Origin of the sequence: Methylovulum sp., from assembly GCF_028687615.1 — a bacterium.
Classification (GTDB): domain Bacteria; phylum Pseudomonadota; class Gammaproteobacteria; order Methylococcales; family Methylomonadaceae; genus Methylovulum.
The window spans coordinates 14,729-36,361 of the sequence record NZ_JAQTZU010000022.1 but is presented as its reverse complement, the minus strand read 5'-3'; the positions used below and the strand labels follow the sequence as shown (position 1 = coordinate 36,361).

Below are 21,633 nucleotides of genomic sequence, written 5' to 3'. Positions count from 1 at the left end.
GAATGACAGCAACTCCTAATAAAATACCACCCTTGGTTTGGGTGGTGGACAGTGAATATACTGGCGAACTGCATGCGCGTATCGGTTTGGCGGAACGTTTAGGTTATGGTTATGAATTGATTCCAATACCTGACGGCGATACCCAACGCTACCAAAAAAACCTGCAAACACGCTACAGGCAACAAGGGGAAAACCAACCGCCACTGTTGGTCATTAGCGGCACGGGCGAGGAAACCACGGCTGAAATTGCCGACTTGCGCGAACTGTTTAATGGGCAGTTGTTCAATGTCTATCTCGCCTCGATTTTACCAGATGAACGCCATCCGCGCCTTGCCGAATATGACCTGGTCGCCTCGCCACAATTGTCCGGCGGCAATATCGTCACCATACCTGGTGTGCCGCATCAATTGACCCGCGAAGGCTTAGCAGCCGCGTATCAACAATATGAAAACTATTTCAACGCTTTGCCAAAACCTATCATCGCCTTGTTGGTCGGAGGCAACACCCGTTATTGCAATGGTTTTACCGAAGACCATGCGCGGCAATTTGCCGGACGGGTCTACAAAATCAGCACGACATTAGGTGGGTGCGTGCTGGTTTCCAACAGCCGCCGGACTCCGCCAGACGCGCTCACCGCCCTGCTGACCGGACTTGCTGGCTTAACACATTATTTTTTCGACTGGCAACAAATAGAAAGCCACTTTTACCACGCCCTGCTCGCCCATGCCGATGTTTTTGTGGTCTCTGGCGATTCATTATCGATGTGCTCGGAAGCTGCATTTACAGGCAAACCCTTATTGGTTGACCTGAGCAGCTCCGCTACCGAATGTTATCATCGGGATATTGTCGGTAGATTGATTGATTACGGTGCCGCAAGGTTACTCACTGACAAGTTTGAACCTTGGTCGTATATCCCTCCTGACCCTACCGGAAAACTAGTCGACGTTATACAAAAGCACTTTGGGAACATTTGCCAAAGCTGAACAGCCATCTATCAATTATTATCCGTTTTTCATAAACTTCACGATAAACTTTTTCGTTTTCAAGCAAATCTCATTTTCCGTTCAAGTGACTGTGATAAAATTCGCGGCTAGTTAAGGTCATTGCTTAATAAAACCATCCCCGCCCACTAAACTAAGATGTTTTACACTACAGATGCTGGGGGATTAAGCATAACCGCTGTTATGGTCAAATTTTAATAATACACTGATGCCCCCGATAATTATTGCATCTTCAAACCTAACTAGACACTTTCCAGTCAAGGCCACGTTTATCGCCTGCCTCATTTCAATTGCCCTGCACACCGGAACTTGGTCTTTATGGCAAGGCATGGCAACCGAACCGCTACCAAAGGAAAAACCACCCCTGGTTGTTGAAGTTGCCCTTACTACGGCACCAAGTAGCCAGCCAGTGTCACCACAGCTTGTTGCCAAACCAACGCCTCAACAATCTGCCCCGGCACCTGCCGCAGCCAAACCGCCTCCCAAGAAACTAGATAAGCCGAAAGTAAAACCGAAAATGCCCGCCAAGCCCAAGCCCAAGCCTGTGGATAAACCGACGGAACCCCTAAAAGCCCCCGCACCGACAGAGCAAAAATCGCTGCCAACTCCGGTCACTGAAACGGTTTCGACTGTGCAAAGTCCACAACCAATAAGCTCCCATACCACGGCTAAAAGCAATCCAAATTCCGAAACATCGGCGGTATCGGAACCCTTGGTCAAAGCCGCTTATTCTGCCCCAGGACTAAACAATCCACCTACCCGTTATCCACGTATCGCCCAAATGCGTCAATGGGAAGGCACTGTGGTCTTAGATATCCGCGTGTTGGCAAATGGTTCTGCCGGAGAAGTTAAAATTGTTCGCGGAAGTGGTCACGAAATTCTTGATGAATCGGCTGTCGAACAAGTTAAATCTTGGCGATTTATCCCGGCCCACAGGGGCAATATGACAGTAAATGATTGGGTCAGAGTGCCAATTTCATTCAAATTTAAACATTAAAGGAAACGTCATGATAAATATTTCTTCCGCTAATATCGTCCAATTGACTTTGTGGATACTGATCGGATTTTCGATCATCACCTGGACGATTATCTTTTTAAAAAGCTGGATGATCTGGACAATTAACCGGAGCAACCGCGCTTATGCCCAACAATTTTGGAATGCCGGTAACTTGATGGCTGCCGCAAAGCTGGATTATCATAATAGTGCGTTAGGGCGCATTGCAGGTGCTGGTTTTCATGCGCTTAGTGACGTCCATAATAATGTATCGTCCACGCTTGAACTGAGTGGCGATATTCAATTGGTGTTGGAACGTTCCTTGCGCCAACAAATCAGCAAGGAGCGCAAAACACTGGAGCAATGGTTGTCGATACTTGCCAGTATTGGCAGCACATCGCCTTTTGTCGGATTATTCGGGACAGTTTGGGGGATCATGCACGCGCTGCAATCAATCAGCCAAGCCAAATCGGCCAGTTTGGATGTCGTGGCCGGCCCCATTGGTGAAGCATTAATAACAACCGCCATCGGTATTGCGGCGGCTATTCCTGCAGTTCTGGCGTATAATTTTTTTATCAGGACGATTAAGTTGTCTGAAGCGGAACTGGAATATTTCGCAACCGATTTTCTCAATCTAGCGGTTAAAGCCGGCTTGAAAACCACTCAGGAGAATAACTATGGCGTTTAAAACTGATTCGTCTTCAGACCGTGAGGCCATGAGCGAAATTAATGTTACACCTTTAGTCGATGTAATGCTGGTGCTATTGGTGGTGTTTATCGTCACAGCACCTTTGTTGACCCAGGCAGTCCATGTGGACTTACCGAAAACAGAAAAAACCGACCCGGCACCTGAAGGCCATTTGGCAAGCATCGCCATTGATGCGCAAGGCAATATTACGGTCAATGACAAACCGCAAGTTATCACTGCTCTTGAGCAACAATTGCAGGATTTGCATACTGCCGACCCTGAACTGACTGTGCAATTACAAGCAGACACCGCCGTGCCTTATGGCAAAGTCGCAGAAACGATGGCGGTTGCCCACAAAGCCGGGATTAATAAGTTAGCTTTTATTACACGGGAATAATTGAGTCATTAAAAGTTATGTACTTTCTTATGATACTTACCGATCACTGTTATTTAACGACTCTATTTTTTCTTCTGCCTCCAACCAAACTGATTCAGCGGCGTCCAAGGCTTTGTCAACCTGTATTTTACGTTCCAACAGTTCTTTCAAGCATGTTTTTTTTGATTCATCATAAAGCAACGGGTCAGTAAGTAGCCGCTCTAATTGTTGTTGTTCCTGATGATATTTTTCTACTGCTAATTCAGCTTTTTTTAATGCATCGTATAATGGCTTATGGCGTTGCCGACGTTCAGCCTCTAATTTTCGTTGATCTTTGCGTGACACGCTGGCAATTTCAACAGATACTGTTTTCTCATCATTTTTTTTCTGCTCGCTTAACCAATTCCGATAATCATCGAGGTCGCCATCAAAGCTTTGAACTTTTCCGTCCGCGACCAACAATAATTGATCTGTCACTGAGCGCAATAAATGACGGTCATGCGAAACAACCACAATCGCACCTTCAAAATCTTGCAAAGCGACACATAAAGCATGGCGCATTTCCAAATCAAGATGGTTAGTCGGCTCATCCAGCAATAATAAGTTTGGATTTTGATAGACCAACAAGGCTAGCACCAAACGCGCCTTTTCTCCTCCTGAAAAAGGTTTCACGGACTCCAGGACTTTATCGCCCCTAAAATCAAATCCCCCCAGAAAATTACGCAAGTCTTTTTCGGTCGCTTGTTTATTAAGTTGCTGAAGATGCCATAACGGACTTTCATCAAGACGCAATTGCTCAAGTTGATGCTGGGCAAAATAACCGATTTTTAAAGCATCTGCTTCTAGGCGAACCCCCGATTGTAGTTGTAAATCACCTGACAATACTTTAATTAAACTGGATTTTCCAGCTCCGTTCGGCCCTAACAAACCAATCCTATCGCCTGGGACGATTGACAATCCAGCTTGTTTTATTACGGTAGATTCACCATAACCTATGTTTGCTTTATCCAATTTAAGCAAAGGATTTGGCATCCTACCGACTTTGGGAAAACTAAAATCAAATGGTGAATCGACATGTGCTTGGGCAATAATCTCCATCCGCTCTAACGCCTTAATCCTGCTTTGTGCTTGCCGGGCTTTGGTCGCCTGGGCTTTAAAGCGGTCGACGAAACTCTGGATATGGGCGATTTCGCGTTGTTGTTTTAAATACGCAGATTGTTGCTGGGCTAATTTTTCTGTACGCATTTTCTCAAAAGCCGAATAATTTCCCGTATACATTTCGGCTTTATTCTGTTCGATGTGCACTATATGATCCGTTATTATGTCCAGAAAATCTCGGTCATGAGAAATCAGCAATAGGGTACCCGGATATTTACATAGCCAATCTTGCAGCCAAATAACCGCATCTAAATCTAGGTGGTTAGTCGGTTCGTCCAACAGCAAAACATCTGAACGGCACATCAACGCTTGCGCCAGATTAAGCCTCATCCGCCAACCGCCGGAAAACGAGCTAACAAGATTTTGTTCTTGGTCCGCTTTGAAACCTAAACCATTCATTAATCGTGAGGCGCGAGCTTGTGCTGTATATCCATCGATGCTTTCCATCGTTGTGTAATTATCCCCCAACTTTAGGCCATCATTTGCAAGTACATTTGCGGATATTTGAAGTTCCAATTGCCTCAATCCAACATCGCCATCAATAACATAATCAATCGCTGACCGGGCTACCGCCGGTGTTTCTTGCGCTACATGAGCGATTTCCAAATTAGGCCGCATTGAGAACTCGCCTTGATCAGGTTGAAGCTCATTCAATACCATAGAAAAAAAACTGGATTTGCCGGCTCCGTTCGCTCCAGTAAAGCCAACTTTATAACTCTTGTGAATTGTAAAAGAGGAATTGGCAAATAATATGTGTACGCCACGACGCAACGTAATATTTTTAAAATTTAACATGGGCGAAATTAAGTAAAACAGGGCAATAACTTTCCCTGTCAGATGCCTTTATTGAGTAATTATAATTTTTGAATATGTGCTTGTAATGCAACATTCGAACTCGCCTAAAACTGGTAGTCACAATCTGCACTTCTTCATTCTATAAAAATACATATCGATATGAAAAATATTTCGTTTTTATTTAATAAAAAATGAAATTATTTTTAATTATTCATGGTTCATACATGCAAAAAAAAACCGCCCCCCATAAAAATAGGGAACGGTTTTAATTGTATTACTAAAACTTATTTATAATTAATCAAATATTTAAAAAATTAAATAAATGTTGGAATCAATGGAGCGTCAATTGTAATCATTTGACGTTTTCCAGCTTCATCCCAGAAGAACAACAAACCAGCAAAACGGCTATCTGGGTCGTAGATCAAGTCAGCTAAACGGTAAACTTCCCATGCAGCGTCAGAAGCAGTTACTTGAACTGTTCTTGATTGGCCGGGAGCTAAAGGACTGTTATCGCTAACAGTTAACCCTTCTTCAGCCAACAAGTCATCAGGATAACCTGTTTCATCTTGAGCAACGTTAGCGTCCATGAAGCGAACACCTGCAGTGTTGAACTCGCCTAAACGAATAGCGGAATCGCCGTTATTTGTAATAGTCAAAGTCATTTGCATTGCACGACCTGGTACACGATAAGTAGCGTCTTCAACTTTAACTGCTACAGTTGGCACTGGCATTTCGATTGATTTAATACCACGCAACAAACCAGCTTGCAAAGGAGTAGTAACAGGATACTGTTCGTTTGTGTTTCCCATTGACATGGCAACGATTGCGATAGTACCTGCTGCAAAACCTAGAGCAACTTTTCTGTCTGTTCCACTGATTAAAGAATCAGCTTTGCCGGCTTCAACAGCGATTGATCTTGGGATGAACATTGGCTTACGCATCCAATATACCATCCAAGCTAAACCTAAAGCATACCAGAAAGCATGCCAGAAATAGGTGTTTTCTAGATTGTATGTTTCAAGATTAATGGTTTCGCCTGTTAAAGTAGTGACTGGATTTACGAAATCACTCATTGATCCTGTTACAGTCACCCATTTACCTGGCCCGATGATTGGACCACCACCTTTTACGTTCAACATTGTGTGAACGTGCCAGTCACCTGGACGACGAGCTTTTAACAGAACTTTGAAGTCATAAGTTTCACCCAGCTCTAAAGAAACTGAACGTGGAACCAATTGACCGCCAATCCAAGATCCAGCACGGATAAATACTGGACCAGGGATACCAATGTTCAAGAAAGAAATTTCTGGTTTGTCAACAGTTTCTGGCCATCCGCTGAAAACAAAGAATTTTCCAGAGATAGTCATTGTATCGTTAACAGCAACTTCTTCTTTTGACCAGTTCAAATCGAACCAGTGGATAGTACGCATACGCATGAACGCAGCTTGGGATTTTTCACCGTGTGCAGCGACAGTTGGCGTGTAAAACATCGATGCTGTTACAGTAGCCAGCAATGCGACAAAGGACAATTTTGCAACCTTGTCTTTTAATATTTTCATATATCCTCCTCTATAATAGAGAATCTATAGTTTTCGAGTATCTAGTGCTATAGAATTTTTAATTTAGCAACTAGGTCATTATTTTTGGGTTCTTTATGCAGCTTTAACAAAGTCAGTTTTATTGAACCATTGACCAAAGAAATGCCACAAGAAGTAAATCAAGATACTAACGAAAGCAGAGAAGAATGCCGATACTGGAGCAACGTCTTTACCGAAAGTTCTTAGTGTACCTTTTTCAACCATTCTGATGTACTCAGGAGTACCGGTTCTAACGTAGTGGTAACCTTGTAAGTCAGCCAAAGTCATCATCATGCCGTTGTATTCAACAGGAACATGTAATGGAGCAATGATTGGCCAGTTACCTGGATAAAACAACAGTCCCCATGCCATACCACCGATTACCGCAGTAGCAGTCATACTTCCTGTTGTCATCAAGATAACATCAAGAACTATAGCACCTGGCATCAGATTTGAAGGGAAGCAGAAATTTACTGGGAAATAAGTCCATCCCCAAAAGTTCAAATATCTGTTGATCCATTCACCTAAAAGCAGACCCAAAACACAAAGCACTGCACCAAACGGTAAACGGTAACGCCACCACAACATTGATTGAACTGCAGCAGGGAATGTGATCGATACGATAGGAGCTACAGTTACCCATAGACGTCTATCTTTCCAGTCAGTCCAGAAATCCCAGTCACCACCAGTCAACATATAATGGATATGATAACCACCAAGAACAACGAAGAACAATGTAAAACAGATTAGCCAGTCGAACGTACGTGAAGCTTTTACTGCTTCAGCGCGTGAACGTACAGCTGATTGAGATGCGCTCATTAGCTTACCTCCTAAAAGGATTTAAATTATTTTTATAAATACCATCTTCTTATTATCGCCGCTTTATTAATAGCTGTTAAAAAACGGCGATCATTCAGGAGATAGATTTGTTTACTTATTTTAGACAGGGGGAGTATTACGCCAAGTCTTTTTTCAGAAGTTTCGATATTGAAGCAACTTCTGTATTTACAACGCCCATTACGCCTAAAGCTGCCCATCCGAAGAATACGAAACCGTAGTGCAAAGGAGCAACAAACAACTCTTCCATGAACCAGAAAGTGTGGCCCCATTCGTTCAAACCAACGTTTGGCAAAATCATGAAAGGTCCAATTACAGATACCATGTATTGCAATGACAAACCTTGTTGATAAGCAGGCAATCTAGTTTTTGCGTACAAGAATGACGCAACACCAGTAATGATGTAGATTGGGTAGCTCAAATAGAATTCAATGATATGACTTGGAGTGAAGTCAGTATCACGAACGATAGTTTGATGCCAAGTACCATCTTGTTCGGTGAAGTAGCTTGCACCGTAATAGATAGCAGTTGCGTACATTACCAACCAAGTCCAATGAGTAAAATGTCTTCTCAATTCTTCTCTTGGAGTAATCGACATAACTTTACGGTCACGTGTTTTCCAGATATAACCCCACAGGATACCTGCAGTAGTAACTTCTAATACGAACTCGATATACAGGAAGTTCATCCAGTAAGTTTCGAATTCTGGCGCGAAAGAGTCAAGACCAGCAGACCAGCCATAAACACCTTCGTACCAACGTACCCAGCCATAAAATACTACATATAGCAATACGCCTAGAAACATGTTTCTTTTATTTAACAGCGGTGCTTCCGCAGCATCAGCTTTCACTGATTCAGTTGTAGCTGCCATTTCTATCTCCTAAAAATATTATAATCTTGGTATTACCCAAGAAACGATAGTAACAATTCCTTTTTTCCCATTCTTTTTAGTGCTACTAATAAGAAAGACACCAACTCTATTTGGTGAGTAATCAGTCTACCAGTTCAATTATCCTTGTCAAGCCCAATCATTGCCAGAAACTTGTTTGTAATTAATGTTACGCACCCCGCTCCCCAAAAGCGTATCATTTGAGGATGGATAAAGAAAAAACCGAACTCTACATCTACACAGACTACCTGATCTGCACCAAGGCTTGGCGACGGCGAAGCCAGCCATTTATTCCCCAGATACCGTCTTAAAATCCAAAGATCAAGTGTTATTTTGAGTATGCCCAGAGAGGGTCAAAAGGTTCACCGGATTTGAGGACGCCAAAAGCGATATGGATTAATTTGCGCATAGCAGCGGGCAATGGCCTTGCCATTTTTGCCATTAGCCTTGAGCCGTTCGCAGAACGTGCGGACGGGGCGGGTTATGTCTCCAAGCGGATAAGGCGGGCATGTACAGGATCTTGCGCAAGATCGGGCCGCCGTTTTTCCCTAGCCCCGTGGGTGTGGAAATACGGGGTTTGACTGTCCATTGCCCCGATTCGCGCAGGGCGGGCGCAAGGCCCGCAAAGGCCACCACCTGCTCTGGGACAGGCTTTAAGCCTCAGGGTAAACGCGACTTCCTCCGCCATCCTACCGATGATCGGTCGGGGATTCTGGCTCTTGGGGGAGTCAGAATCAAGATATAAGAGTGTCAGCCAGTTAGAATTGGCGGATCAACAAGCGGTGCGCGGCTGGATGAAAGGCTTCGATCATGAAGCGCTGTTCGTCCGGCGGGTTTTTTACCCACAGGGCACAAGACAAACAAAGACGGCAGCACGGGTTTGTTGAAGCGGGTATACAGCGATTGGGCGTGCGACGGTGGGCAAGCCTCAACCCTCTACCAAAAACGGTGGAAGGTCGAAGAGTTCCATAAATCATTGAAATCCAACGCGGGGCTGGCGAAGTCGCCCACCCGCACTGTCACCACACAAAACAACCACCTCTTCATGTCCATCTATGCCGTGTTTCGTAGATGCCCTGTGGGTGCAAGCTGGAATGTTTGAAGATCAAACATAAAACCAACCATTTCGCCATACGGGCCAAGCTGTATATAAAAGCGAACCAGATGGCGTATGATGAGCTGCAGAAATTACGGGCTGCGTAACATCAGTTTTTAACATAACAAAAACATTTGCTAAAAATATACTTGCTCTTAAGATGTTGATGTCTGTTAAAATTCAACCAATGGAATAAAAATATTCACTGGCTTCGATCCTCAATATTATGAAAAACTTCATCAAAAATCACCCAATACTCAAACTTATTATTGGGCTTGCTGCTCTTTTGTTGATCCAACAAAAAGTAGTAATGCCATTAGTTTATGAAGTAATAAAGTCAGATATGTTTCTGGTTGATAGCAATGATAAAGCAAGCCAATTACCCATTTCCACTCATTTAACGGAAATAGCATTCACCCATTGCAATCAATATATAAAATCAAAACTCGATCCTAATCTTGCAATTACCTATCCTGAAAAACCGATTAATGCTTGGAGCCTGGGTAATTATCAATATGTCATTAACGCCGAAATAACCATATCCTCAGAGCCATCAAAATCTAGCACAAAAAAATACGCCTGCAGAATCACTTATAATAACGGCGATAATCAAGATGGCGTTTCAGACTTCGATAACTGGACCATTGATGGTTTATCAGGCTTGGATGAAATTTAAGTTACGGTCCAACACCAATTTTTCATAAAGCGGATCTGCAGTCCGCCTAACCCATGCACCTAATTTGCTCATAGGTCGATGACATACTCTAAGAATTAACATTTTGTTAGCAATTGAATATCAGCTATGTTTGAGTTAAAAAATAGCTGATGTTATGCAGGCAACCCAAAAATCAATAACGCAGAGTTATTGATAATTGCAGTAATGTATAACACCAGTTGTTACTCAGCAGTAAACAGATTAAACTTTGGCTCTATATGGGTTTTGGGGTCTTTTTATTGTTAATAAATATAGCGACCATAAATCTACCCGTCATTCCGGCAGGGATTGCCGGAATCCAGTTCACAGGGATGTGAACGTTAATAATCACGCAAAAATGACGGAAATCGAACCATTCGATTATTTTTAACTGTACGAAGTTGGCAGATGCCATCCTGGCATCTGGATTCCGGCAATCCCTGCCGGAATGACGGGTATTTTTAATGTTGCTAGCTTATTAACGGCTTGCCGTATATCTTTAGTAAAAGACCCTGAAACCCATATAGAGCCTAAACTTTTTATGCTGCTTAATATGCCCTACAATTTGTACTTTCCACACAAAGGCATTGACAACCTAATATCGGTATTTAGTTACTGACGTTACGCAGTAACGTGTTTTACTCCCGTTTACCTCGCCGAGCACCGCAGGTCATGTGCCCTGTGGGTATTTGTCGGGAACAGCCCGAAATAGCGACTCATCATTATTTATTTTCACATCGCAGAAAACACCTGCGTAACATCAGTTAGTTAAACCAAAATTTGCAGTTATACTGAACATTAGGTTATTCGTGGTGTTGCGTCCCCATAACTTGCTCAAGATGCTGCACCATCGGGTCATTTTCCAAATCCCCCAAATCAGTGTAATCCAGATGACGCAAATTATCATATTGAGCTTTGGTAATAGGTTTTACTGTAAATTTTGCCTCATTTCCGCAATCAGAAATAGCAAGGGAAACACTCCCTTCTGGTTGTTTCTTTATTAAACGCGCGGGCAACTGTAAAACCGGAAGCCAATCGACTTCGGTCTCGACGTTATTTACTGTTCCTTTATAATATTCGACCAATACGCCATCCAAATTTTCCTTTCCGACGAAAACCAATTCTTTACCTAAAGTCTTTGGATCTATTAAGGACGTTAGCTGTTGCCATGAGGGGGTAGCTCCAGTTGCCGCCAAGTCTCCGGGCACAAATTCCAGAGCGACATGCTCGTTATAAAATAGCCGGGTATAAAATAATTGTCCGGCTTCGTTACGCTCCCAGATTTCACCTTGCTGAGAACGCTCATCGTGCGTTTCGGTGCGTTGTTTTTGCCGCCAAAAATACCAGTTCGATTTTTGCGTATTATTTTCGCCACCGGTCTGTTTCTCAAAACGGCAAGCAAGCAGGGTTTCTTTGGCAAAACCAGCCAGACCTTCAGGCAGAATATACGATTTTGTTGCTGAACCAGCACACGCGGTCAAAATGAGAAAAAGCGAGAAAGCAAATGTGGTTTTCATTAAAACAATTCCTGATAAGGCATGTAGTTATCTGATACTAGAAACAAACAAGGGTGCATTGCGCACCCTTGTTGAGCATCCAGCCAATAATATTTCCGTAAAAAGCAGAATCACCGGTACTTAAAGGTAAGACCTTTAATTATTTGGACATTTTTCTGTTCATAACATGGTAAATTGCGTTTTGTTCCATGGTGCCTTGGAACAGATGTGCGCCAGGGCCTCTAGCGTAAATTGCCACATCTTCACCCGCATGAGTCTCAGCACTCAATGGTACAGCCGCTTCTTGATGGAAATCAGCATCAGTGGTGTCTACAGCGGTCATGTCGGCGAAACGGCCAATTTGAATCGGAGTTCCATAAACATCGTCGCCTTTCACGCCTGTGTGATAACCCCGGCCATTAGCATAAGTCAAGGTAGTGTAAGGGGCCTTATCATCCGCGCTGGCGTAAGCAGTGCTGCCTGGGTTGATAACTTTACCCAAAATGTTGTTACCGCGTTGTGGGTAACCTGCAATCGTAAACACATGGCTATGGTCAGCAGAGACGATAATCAAGGTATTTTCCAGTTCGCCCATAGCAGTCAAAGTGTCAACCGCTTTTTTTACCGCATCAGACAGTGCGATGGCGTCTGTCAAGGCACGGTATGCGTTACCGGCATGGTGACCGTGGTCAACACGGCCCGCTTCAACATGAAGATAAAAGCCTTTTGGGTTATTGGATAAGATTTTGATGGACTTTTCAGTCAACGCAGCCAAGCTTGGTTCACCGGCAGTATCGGCTAAACGGTCAGCTTCATATTCCATGTGTGAACGTTCAAACAAACCCAAAAGATGAGTTGTAGTTGAAGGGTCGATGGCATCGAACTCACTTTGTTTATAAATGAAAGCACTGCCGGCGCCATTTCTGGTCACCCATTCAGCGGTCAAATCACGGCCGTCATTACGTTTGCCGAATTTGCCTGCATCTTCTGGATCCGCTTGAGTTGTGTTGCGGAAATACTCGCGGCCACCACCTAGAGCGACTTCAATGCCATTGCCATAAGGGAATTCAATCAATTGACGGGCAATGTCAGGAACCGCACAGCCTGCAGGTTGGTTAGCATCAGATTCCCAGTCACGTTCTGGTGTGTGGGCATAGTTGGCGGCAGGCGTTGCGTGGGTGATACGGGCAGTAGAAACCAAGCCAGTCGATTTGCCAGCGATTTCAGCCTGTTCCAAAATAGTTTTCAATTTGTGGGTTTTCAGGTTAGTCGCGCAGTCGGCACGGGTGACACCTTGGTCAACCGACAACACACCATCAAGCGTTTTTACGCCAGTGACCATTGCAGTCATAGTCGGTGCAGAGTCAGGAGTTTGCTGATTGGCACTGTAGGTTTTTGACAGGGCCAGATAAGGAAACATTTCGAAACTCAAAGAATTTTCTTCCCCACTGCTGCCTGGCGTGGTGTTGCTGGCATCGATAATGCCAGGTTGTTGGCCCGCCAAAATACGCGCTGCTGTGACTGTGGAAATACCCATGCCGTCACCAATAAATAGGATGACGTTTTTCGCAGGGCCAACTATAGGTTTCAAAGCAATATTTTTAAGAACAGCCGCTTTACCCGCAGCAAACCAAGTATTACGGTCTGAAGCCGGGGCAGGAAAAGAGTCTTGGCTAGCATGGCTAACCATTGCTGTGCTGGCTGATAAAACAGCCGCAACTGCGATTGTAGTAAGTTTCAATTTCATAATTAGATCTCCGGTTAGTTTATTTAGTGCCTTAAGATGCTAGATTCGCCTGGATCTAGCGAGCGCGTCGCATGATGACAAGGAAGCTTCAACCTTCCATTCACCATTCTAAAGACCTAAAAAGTAGACTAGATTAAGAAATTGTTAAAATTACGTTACAATTTAGTGAAGTATGGCTGAAGGAATTGCTTGGAAAATTTCACCGCTATTCCGGCAATAGCGATTTCAGGATCGGGCTTCAAGCTTTATAAAATCAACATCAATCGTTGTGATTTTGTTTGTAGATTAGAGATATGGTGGCTGCCGCATCCGTTTTGGATTTTCAAGCTATTATCAAGTTTTGCAATGGATTTAAAGTCGCGCTTATATTTATCCCAAAGCCTTAACGGCATCTTCCGTCCTGAAAAATACTTTGCCAGGTTTAATTTGCTCAAGAAAATCGGTTTTTTGTAACTTATCAAATACAGGGCCTTTGGTTTCTGATAAATTGAGGGTCCTCCCAGATGCCTGTAAAGTTTGGTTGAAAATTTCCAACGACTCCAATGCCGTGGCATCAATGTCATTGACGGAATTTAAAATCAATACGACATGTTTGGTATTAGGTTGCCGCCTTAATTCCCCGGCAAGATAGTCCTCAATGTAACTAATATTGGCGTAGGTAATACTTTCGTCTATACGCACTAGCAGCAGATGATGCCAGGTTTCGACGCTATGGCGCTTGATGTTACGGAAATGCTCAGTGTCCGGTACGCGACCGACCACGGCGATATGAGGCTGGCTGGTTTTGCGCAAGTGACTGGCAATAGTCAGGACAATGCCCAGGGTTATTCCCTGTTCGATACCCAATACCAACACGCCGAGCAAGGTCGCCAGCTCAGCCATGCCGTCACCACGGTCATATTGCCAAGTATGGAAAATATGTTTAATCCGCACTAACCGGAAAATAGCGACCAGGATAATCGCCGCCAGCGCGGCTTTGGGGATATTCTCAAACCAGGTGCTTAAGAAAATGACCGCTAACGCGAGAATGAGCGCGGCAATCAACATCGCCATCTGGGTTCGCGCCCCAGCCGAAAAATTGACCATCGTCCGGCTAAAACCTCCGGCAACAGGCATACCGCCGAAAATCGCCGCCATTAAATTGGCACAACCCAAGCCAATCAGCTCTTGATTGGGAACAATTTTTTCACCCCTAAGATTAGCCGTCACCTTGGCAATGGCGACACTTTCGACATAAGCTATCAGGGCGATAAAACCAGCGTAGGGCAATAATAACCGCCATTTTTCAACATTGATGAAGTCCGCTTTGGGTGACGGAAAACCGGACGGTATGGAACCGACGACTGCAACGGCATTATCGGTCAATTGAAAATAACCCACGGCTGCTGTAGCGAGGAGAACGGTCAATAGCGGTCCGCATTTACTAATGGCTGTAACCACCGACAGATTAACATGCAGTTTTTTCAGCAAACCGGTCAGTGGCGAACCAAAAAATATTAACAACATTAACGCGCTGGCACCGATAATCGGAGTCGCTGGAGAAAAACGTTGCATGGCTTGTGCGTAACAGCTCAAATCCCATGCGCATGACGGTATTTTTATCCCTAACACTTGTGGCAACTGGCTACCGATAATCAATAAAGCAGCCCCGCTGGTAAAACCCGCCAGTACGGGATGGCTGATAAAATTGACCAGCCCGCCCATACGCAAAACCGCCATCAGCAACATAATCACGCCACTTTCTGCCGACAGAATCAAAGCGCTTTGTGCAGGATTGCCCAACACACTAATTTCGGGCGCAGTCAGCGCACTGGCGACCATAATCGCGGCTATCGAAACCGGCCCAACTGACAAGGTGCGGCTGGTTCCCAGCAAAGCATAGATGGCTGGCGGCAGAACACTGGCATACAAACCCAGTTGTGGCGGCAATCCTGCAAGAATCGCGTAAGCAATACTCTGGGGAACCAATAAAATGGCGGTAATGATGCCCGCAAACAAATCATCACTAAAATCTTTGCGATGATACGTTTTCAGCCAACCGATAATGGGCAAAAAACCAGCCAACGATGATTTGTCAGGGATCATGTCCGTATTCCTATGATTTGGCTTTGGATTAAGAAAAGATAAATACGGCGGCATTGTCATAGTTTTCGTATCTTGTTTACGGAAAAATAGGGTTGGTAATCGACCATCTGGGATAGAAAAACTTGGGAAGCCATCAATCTAAAATATTCCGCGCTAAAATATTCCGCGCCTCCTCATCCCTCCTGGCTTTTTCTTCAAACGACAAAATCATTGCACCCGGAATGGACAAATCTTATTGCCCCAAGCTTTTTTGCCAAGCCTCAAATCCACCCGCCATCGACAAAACGTTCTTATAACCCAGTTGCTGCATAGTTTGCGCCGCCAAGGCAGAACGCCCGCCACTACGGCAATAAATCAGCACAGCCTTGGACTTGTCAGCCAATTCGGGAACGGCGCCTATCTTAAATTCCAATACGCCGCGCGGCAGCAATACCGCCTCATCCAAATGGCCTGCCGCATATTCGCTTTCTTCACGGGTATCGACAACGACCAGATTACCTTCATTAATCAGTTGCTTGGCAGTATCTACCGTCACTTCGGCAATATGTTGCTTGGCCTGTGACACCAAATCTTGTGCCGTCAACTCTTGTCTGACTGGTACACTGGCGTCGCGCGGAGCAACCGCATCCTGACGTTCATTTTCGTCCAATCCGCAATAGCGGTTGGCTGGGACGGCTTCGTCAATCAAGCGCGGTTTAGGCAAATTAAGATTAGCCATAATTTCGATGAATTGCCCGCGGGATTTACCAGCCAGACGCGGATTCGTGATGCGCTCCTGAATGATGCTGCTAACCCAGCGGCCTTGATAATCATGGCCCGGATAGACCAACGTTTCATCAGGCAACGTAAACAGCCGCCGGGTAATGCAATCGTACAAGGCCCCGGCATCACCGCCTTGAAAATCGGTGCGCCCGCAACCACCTATAAATAAGGAGTCGCCGGTAAACACACGGTCACGCCACAAAAACGATAAGCTGCCGGGGGTATGCCCAGGCGTTGCTATCACTTTAATCTGCTCACCATCGCCAAAGCTAAAAACATCACCGTCCTGAATTTGGATGTCCGCCGTTTTGGCCCCACACAATTCGCTGACCGCCGTTTGCGCCCCTAGACGCTGGCGTAACAAGCCACCCGCAGTAATATGGTCAGCGTGGACATGGGTTTCCAGGGTATATTTCAGTTGCAAACCCTGCTCTTCCAGCAAAGCGATATAGTCATCGATGTGGGTGTTGACCGGATCAATTAATATGGCTTCTTTAGTGGACAGATCAGCAATCAGATAAGTGTATGTCCAGGTTTCGGCATCGAATAATTGTTTAAATAACATGGCATTGCCTCGGTTGGTTATTTGGTGGCATTAGTTTTGAAATCAGGCTTGGCCTGTCTTATCTTTTTTTGTGCATGGTTTTCCAGCATTGAAGCAAAGCCTATGCCACAAACCGGTTAAACCCAAATCAGGAAGGATTGTTGATGTGGAAAGCATTGTTTTTGATGAGCGCCGAGGCATCCAGCACCTAGCAAAAAAGGCATTATCCTCTAGCATAGACTGGAATTGACAAGACAGGATGTTTAGACCGACAAGAAATAAATTGTTTTTATTTTTGGCTAAACATTGCAAACGACGATAAAAACGTTTCACGCTTTCTTTATTGAAACATATAAATGATTCAATAAAGAAAGCGTGAAACAAAAAACGAAACATTTATAGCTTTTACAAATATTACCCACATAGGCCATCGTTGAGCACCTGCAAATTTTGCCCAAAGCTTATTATCGTTACCCAAACGGCATTAACAGCATTGAAGAATACCGTGCGGGCAAAACATCACACCCCATACTGCTTGCGTTTGCGCCAAAACGTAGCGCGGCTCATGCCCAGCAAATTTCCCGCGTGACGAACCGAGCCATTACTTTGTTGCAAAGCTTGACGTATTGCAGAGGCTTCGTCTTCGGCGGAAAAACGCAATTTGGCCACCACTGCCGGAGCCTCAATAGGGGCAGGAGTGGCAGGTTCGCGAAATTCAGGCGGCAATTCTGGCAGCCGCAAAACCGTGCCACGTCCGACCGCAAAGGCGTATTCGATGACATTATGCAGTTCCCGTACATTACCTGGCCATTGATAATCCAGCAACAGACGCATCGCCAGCGGGTCGATCCTATCAATTTTGCGGAAATTCTCGGCGTTATGGAGTTGGATAAAATGCCATAGCAACAGACTGATGTCCTCGCGGCGTTCGCGCAAGGGCGGTAGAAAAATTGGCACGACTCGTAGCCGGTACATTAAATCCTCGCGGAATTCACCTTTTTTGACTTGTTCACGCAAGGAGCGGTGCGAAGCGGCAACCAAGCGCACATCGACGCTGACTGAACGGTCACCGCCGACTGGGATAAAATTGCGCTCCTGTATCACCCGCAACAGTTTCGCCTGCAAATCCAATGGCAATTCGGCGACTTCATCGAGGAACAAGGTGCCGCCATGCGCCCGTTGGAACAAACCGCTATGGTCTTTAATCGCCCCGGTAAAGGCGCCGCGCACATGCCCGAACAACTCGCTCTCCAACAAACTACTCGAGAGGGCGGCACAATTGATCGCCAAAAACGGAGCCTTGCTACGGGCACTCAGTTGATGGATCGCCCTGGCGACCAGTTCTTTGCCGGAACCGCTTTCGCCCCTGACCAATACCGTTGCCGTCGTTTCGGCGGCGTTTTCGATAATCTGGAACACGGCCTGCATCGCAGGTGAACGGCTGATTATGCCGTAAAAATTCTGCGTGGAATTTTTCTCGATTTTCGCCAGATTTTCCTTGCGTCCAATCTCACCACAAGCAGCCAACAAACCGATACCGCCAATAATTTCACCGTGCGGGCCACGCAACATCTGCACTGTTTTTTTCATGCAGACATGGTCGCCATCCTTGCAAATCAGGTTGACAACCTGATGGTTATCATCAGGGTTGCCATCATCAACGCCGTCAATCGTAATCTCATAATCTGGCAAACACGGCTTACCAACAACATCCTTTGCTGGCAACCCCGTCATGCGCTCCATTGCCGCGCTCCAATAAAGTATGCGTTGCCGATTATCGACGCAATAAACCGGGGTATCGGCAAATAAAACCAGCAACGAAGCCAATAATTCATGCTGGTCCAATTGGCTTAATAAGGGTTCGAGCAGGGGAATTTGTTTCATTTAAAATGTTCAGAGTCTGGCATTGTGGAAAAATGCTTTTTATTGTAATGTCAAAATCGGACGGACTGGCATAATCTGGCGATGTGCCGTTTTCCGGTCGATGTTACACTATTTATTTTTGTCAACGTGGGTTTAATCTGAAATCAAAAGGTAGCGTGAAATGTTAGAATCAATAAAGTTTAATCCCCGAATTTGGTTTTTTTTGGGCTTTTTAGCTTGTGTATTTTTGCTCGGCATGGGCGCGTATTTTCAATTTGTTGACGGTTTGGAGCCATGCCCTTTGTGTATTTCCCAACGCATAGGCATTTTGTTGACCGGCTTATGTTTTTTGGCGGCGGCAATCCACAATCCGCAAACACTCGGCATCAAAATTTATTCGATAACCGGTGCGGTGTTTGCTTTGTCTGGCGGCGCGGTATCGGCACGGCATATCTGGATACAGCATTTACCGCCGGATAAAGTGCCGGAATGTGGGCCAGGATTGGAATATGTGTTCCAGAATTTCCCCCTGTCCGCGACCATAAAATTGATGCTCAATGGCTCAGGCGATTGCGCGGAAGTGAATTGGCAGTTTTTAGGCTTGAGTATGCCGGCGTGGACCTTGGTGGCGTTTTTGCTTTTGGCTGCTTTAAGTTTGTTGCAAATGTGGAATACTGAAAAAGGGTAATGGCTCTAGGCGGTATCGGGTTTAAAATAAAATCCACGGCCTGTTGCCAAGAAATCACCTGCTGTCTGCGATAGCAATCAAATAATCAAATCGGGGAAGAACGCGTTGGGCACCCCACTACCGTTGCCCCAGGACAGCGGGACCAAAACGTCCATGCCCAGTTGCCCCTACAAAGCCTTCTGGCCTGGCCGTCAAGCAGGGCGTAGAAATGGCGGTCAATGGTAACGGAATCCGTAACACCGCGCGGATGCTCAAGATCAGGCCATCCGCACGTTAAAAAAACTGCGGGCCATGCCCGTTTTTAGGCAACGGGATAGCGACTTTATACACAAACAAGAGGTGACACATTATGGGCTGGAGAGAGCGTAAACACGAAGAAACTTATTCCGATGCGGAAGTGGAAGAAAGATTGAAAGAAGAGCTGCCGCACTGGTATCTGGAAAATGGCTGGATTCGGCGTAAATACAAAACCAGCGGCTGGAAAGGGACCTTGATGGTGGTCAATACGGTTGGACATCTCGCCGAGGCGGCGTTCCACCATCCTGACCTGGCTGTCTCCTATGCGTTTGTTATCGTCAAATTGGTCAATCATGCGGCCAAAGGCATTACCAACAAAGACTTTGAGCTGGCGCATAAAATTGAAGACGTGGTCATGTGGCAGCCTGGTAAAGAAGGCGGGGCATTAACCGGCACACCCGATGATCCACGCTTCAAATATATCAAATATGATTGACTGCAAGCCTACAACCGCTGTTTTAGCGATTAACGGACCATCCCGCCCTCGAGGTCAATATGAATGAAGACACATTGAATATGGAAATCAGGAAATATCTTAAACAGGTCGGTGTCACGTCACAGCGTGAAATCGAACATGCCGTGTTTAAAGCGGTGGACTCCAAGGCATTGCAAGGCAACGAGGCTGTAGCAATCAAAATGACGCTGGAGATTCAGGCTATCGGTTTGAACCATTGCATTGAAGGCACTATAGAGCTGGAGTAATATTCCAGTACCCTATCCATCAGTTGGGATCTTGGTCGATAAAACAAGAGCGGAGATTTTTGATGACGATAAAAACTGAATTACAAGCCACAATCACGGATCTGGTGGTCGCAGGTAAAGGCATATTGGCGGCGGATGAAAGTGCGCCGACCATCGCCAAACGCTTTAAGGCGATCAATGTCGAATCCACTGAAGCCAACCGATGCGCCTGGCGCTCATTGCTGCTGGCGACACCCGGCTTAGGCGAGTTTATCAGCGGCGTGATTTTGTTTGAAGAAACGCTGGGACAAACCACACCCGACGGCAAAAGCCTGCCTGAGGTGGCGGCCGGGCAAGGCATAGTACCAGGCATTAAAGTCGATAAAGGTTTTACACCGCTGACCAATGCACCGGGCGATGTGGTCACACAGGGCCTGGACGGGCTGGCTGAACGGCTGGCGGGCTATAAGGAGCAAGGTGCCCGTTTTGCCAAATGGCGCGAAGTGTATTCCATCAGCCCACATAATCCGACACAAATCGGCCTAGAAACCAATGCGGAAGTGCTGGCCCGTTATGCGGCGGTGTGCCAATCCTTAGGCTTAGTGCCTATCGTCGAGCCAGAAGTGCTGCTGGATGGCGACCACGCTATCGGGCGTTGCTTTGAAGTGGTTGAAATAGTCCAACAGGCGGTATTCCATGCCTTGCACAGACACCGTGTAGAGCTGGAATATATCGTCCTCAAACCCAGCATGGTCGTGCCGGGCAAGGATGCGCAACTTCGGGCCGGAGCCGAAGAAATCGCCGAAAAAACCCTGACCGTCATGCGCCGTTCAGTACCCGCCGCCGTGCCAAGTATTAATTTCCTTTCGGGCGGCCAAACACCGGAAGAAGCCACGGCCAACCTTAACGCCATCAATGCAATGGCGGGTAACGCACCTTGGCAATTAAGTTTTTCCTACGGGCGGGCGTTGCAACAACCCGTACTGGAAGCTTGGCAAGGCAAACCGGAAAACGTATCTGCCGCACAACAGGCACTTTATAAACGGGCAAGACTCAACGGTGCGGCACGTTACGGCCAATATTCAGCCGAGATGGAACAAGCTCAAGCGTAATGCTTAGGAGCATAATGCACAGTTTGGCAAGACATTGATTTTTAAATGATAAACCTTGTGGATATGGCGAAGTTCGATACCATTTGAACTTAATCCCCATGCTCATGAATTTAGAAACTGGCAACAAAGGTAAAGATATTTGCCCACTTGCTTACCTCCAAAAAGTTCCAATTCATTAACGTATTGCATATACACTTCAAACGGACACGTTTTCGGTTTTTGGAGCGCGGTCATCTTGACCGCACACGCGGGC

Annotated in this window: 20 protein-coding genes and 1 pseudogene; 11 read left to right on the top strand and 10 right to left on the bottom strand. The window is 45.6% G+C overall.

Going from position 1 to position 21,633, the window contains the following annotated elements; genetic code table 11:
• The first annotated feature begins 2 nt into the window (after positions 1–2).
• The 4 genes from PHH59_RS13180 (at position 3) to PHH59_RS13165 (ending at position 3,080) form a co-directional block, all read left to right on the top strand.
• Entirely contained in the window at positions 3–983 is a 981-nt protein-coding gene (locus PHH59_RS13180; RefSeq protein WP_300016913.1) for an ELM1/GtrOC1 family putative glycosyltransferase, read from the top strand.
• A gap of 226 nt (positions 984–1,209) precedes the next feature.
• Positions 1,210–1,998 carry an energy transducer TonB gene (locus PHH59_RS13175; RefSeq protein WP_300016911.1) on the top strand — a complete coding sequence of 263 codons (789 nt, stop codon included), beginning with the start codon at positions 1,210–1,212 and terminating at the stop codon, positions 1,996–1,998.
• Between the two features lie 10 nt (positions 1,999–2,008).
• A complete protein-coding gene (locus tag PHH59_RS13170; RefSeq protein ID WP_300016909.1) occupies positions 2,009–2,683 on the top strand; it encodes a MotA/TolQ/ExbB proton channel family protein in 675 nt (224 codons plus the stop codon).
• Positions 2,673–3,080, top strand: a complete 408-nt coding sequence (locus tag PHH59_RS13165; protein WP_300016907.1) for a biopolymer transporter ExbD — start codon at positions 2,673–2,675, stop codon at positions 3,078–3,080. The genes PHH59_RS13170 and PHH59_RS13165 overlap by 11 nt, the downstream gene beginning before the upstream one ends.
• Positions 3,081–3,116: 36 nt before the next feature.
• Here PHH59_RS13165 and PHH59_RS13160 read toward each other — a convergent pair whose 3' ends face one another.
• The 5 genes from PHH59_RS13160 to PHH59_RS13140 form a co-directional block, all read right to left on the bottom strand.
• The gene (locus tag PHH59_RS13160) at positions 3,117–5,012 is read right to left on the bottom strand and encodes an ATP-binding cassette domain-containing protein (RefSeq protein WP_300016905.1); all 1,896 of its coding nucleotides are present in this window, start codon (positions 5,010–5,012) and stop codon (positions 3,117–3,119) included.
• A gap of 314 nt (positions 5,013–5,326) precedes the next feature.
• A complete protein-coding gene (gene amoB / locus PHH59_RS13155; protein ID WP_300016903.1) occupies positions 5,327–6,571 on the bottom strand; it encodes a bacterial ammonia monooxygenase, subunit AmoB in 1,245 nt (414 codons plus the stop codon).
• Positions 6,572–6,664: 93 nt separating this feature from the next.
• Complete coding sequence (gene amoA / locus PHH59_RS13150; protein WP_300016901.1) at positions 6,665–7,408, bottom strand: bacterial ammonia monooxygenase, subunit AmoA; 744 nt, start codon at positions 7,406–7,408, stop codon at positions 6,665–6,667.
• A 136-nt stretch (positions 7,409–7,544) separates the two neighbouring features.
• Complete coding sequence (amoC, locus tag PHH59_RS13145; RefSeq protein ID WP_300016899.1) at positions 7,545–8,297, bottom strand: bacterial ammonia monooxygenase, subunit AmoC; 753 nt, start codon at positions 8,295–8,297, stop codon at positions 7,545–7,547.
• A 459-nt stretch (positions 8,298–8,756) separates the two neighbouring features.
• Complete coding sequence (locus PHH59_RS13140) at positions 8,757–8,948, bottom strand: transposase (protein WP_300016897.1); 192 nt, start codon at positions 8,946–8,948, stop codon at positions 8,757–8,759.
• A 295-nt stretch (positions 8,949–9,243) separates the two neighbouring features.
• Between PHH59_RS13140 and PHH59_RS13135 the strand changes: the two are divergent.
• Together PHH59_RS13135 and PHH59_RS13130 are read left to right on the top strand one after the other, a co-directional pair.
• Positions 9,244–9,518: pseudogene (locus tag PHH59_RS13135) on the top strand (IS701 family transposase); the annotation flags it as partial.
• A gap of 119 nt (positions 9,519–9,637) precedes the next feature.
• The gene (locus tag PHH59_RS13130; RefSeq protein WP_300016895.1) at positions 9,638–10,087 is read left to right on the top strand and encodes a hypothetical protein; all 450 of its coding nucleotides are present in this window, start codon (positions 9,638–9,640) and stop codon (positions 10,085–10,087) included.
• 821 nt (positions 10,088–10,908) lie between these two features.
• Here the strand turns inward: PHH59_RS13130 and PHH59_RS13125 are convergent.
• The 5 genes from PHH59_RS13125 to PHH59_RS13105 form a co-directional block, all read right to left on the bottom strand.
• Entirely contained in the window at positions 10,909–11,622 is a 714-nt protein-coding gene (locus PHH59_RS13125) for a hypothetical protein (RefSeq protein WP_300016893.1), read from the bottom strand.
• A 139-nt stretch (positions 11,623–11,761) separates the two neighbouring features.
• Positions 11,762–13,348 (bottom strand): alkaline phosphatase, encoded by a 1,587-nt coding sequence (locus tag PHH59_RS13120; RefSeq protein ID WP_300016891.1) that lies wholly within the window; start codon positions 13,346–13,348, stop codon positions 11,762–11,764.
• A gap of 369 nt (positions 13,349–13,717) precedes the next feature.
• A complete protein-coding gene (gene sulP / locus PHH59_RS13115; protein WP_300016890.1) occupies positions 13,718–15,433 on the bottom strand; it encodes a SulP family inorganic anion transporter in 1,716 nt (571 codons plus the stop codon).
• Positions 15,434–15,665: 232 nt separating this feature from the next.
• Entirely contained in the window at positions 15,666–16,760 is a 1,095-nt protein-coding gene (locus PHH59_RS13110) for an MBL fold metallo-hydrolase (RefSeq protein ID WP_300016888.1), read from the bottom strand.
• A 498-nt stretch (positions 16,761–17,258) separates the two neighbouring features.
• Positions 17,259–18,623, bottom strand: coding sequence for a sigma 54-interacting transcriptional regulator (locus tag PHH59_RS13105; protein ID WP_300016886.1), 1,365 nt, complete (start codon positions 18,621–18,623; stop codon positions 17,259–17,261).
• 160 nt (positions 18,624–18,783) lie between these two features.
• On the opposite strand from PHH59_RS13105, the gene PHH59_RS13100 reads away from it, so the two are divergent.
• The 5 genes from PHH59_RS13100 to PHH59_RS13085 all read left to right on the top strand — a co-directional run bounded on the left by PHH59_RS13100 (position 18,784) and on the right by PHH59_RS13085 (position 21,380).
• The gene (locus PHH59_RS13100) at positions 18,784–19,290 is read left to right on the top strand and encodes a disulfide bond formation protein B (RefSeq protein WP_300016884.1); all 507 of its coding nucleotides are present in this window, start codon (positions 18,784–18,786) and stop codon (positions 19,288–19,290) included.
• A 184-nt stretch (positions 19,291–19,474) separates the two neighbouring features.
• Entirely contained in the window at positions 19,475–19,567 is a 93-nt protein-coding gene (locus tag PHH59_RS16950; RefSeq protein WP_366145446.1) for an IS1-like element transposase, read from the top strand.
• Between the two features lie 72 nt (positions 19,568–19,639).
• A complete protein-coding gene (locus tag PHH59_RS13095) occupies positions 19,640–20,023 on the top strand; it encodes a 4a-hydroxytetrahydrobiopterin dehydratase (RefSeq protein ID WP_300016882.1) in 384 nt (127 codons plus the stop codon).
• Between the two features lie 59 nt (positions 20,024–20,082).
• Positions 20,083–20,289, top strand: a complete 207-nt coding sequence (locus PHH59_RS13090; RefSeq protein WP_300016880.1) for a DUF6494 family protein — start codon at positions 20,083–20,085, stop codon at positions 20,287–20,289.
• 62 nt (positions 20,290–20,351) lie between these two features.
• Positions 20,352–21,380, top strand: a complete 1,029-nt coding sequence (locus PHH59_RS13085; protein ID WP_300016878.1) for a class I fructose-bisphosphate aldolase — start codon at positions 20,352–20,354, stop codon at positions 21,378–21,380.
• Positions 21,381–21,633: the final 253 nt, after the last annotated feature.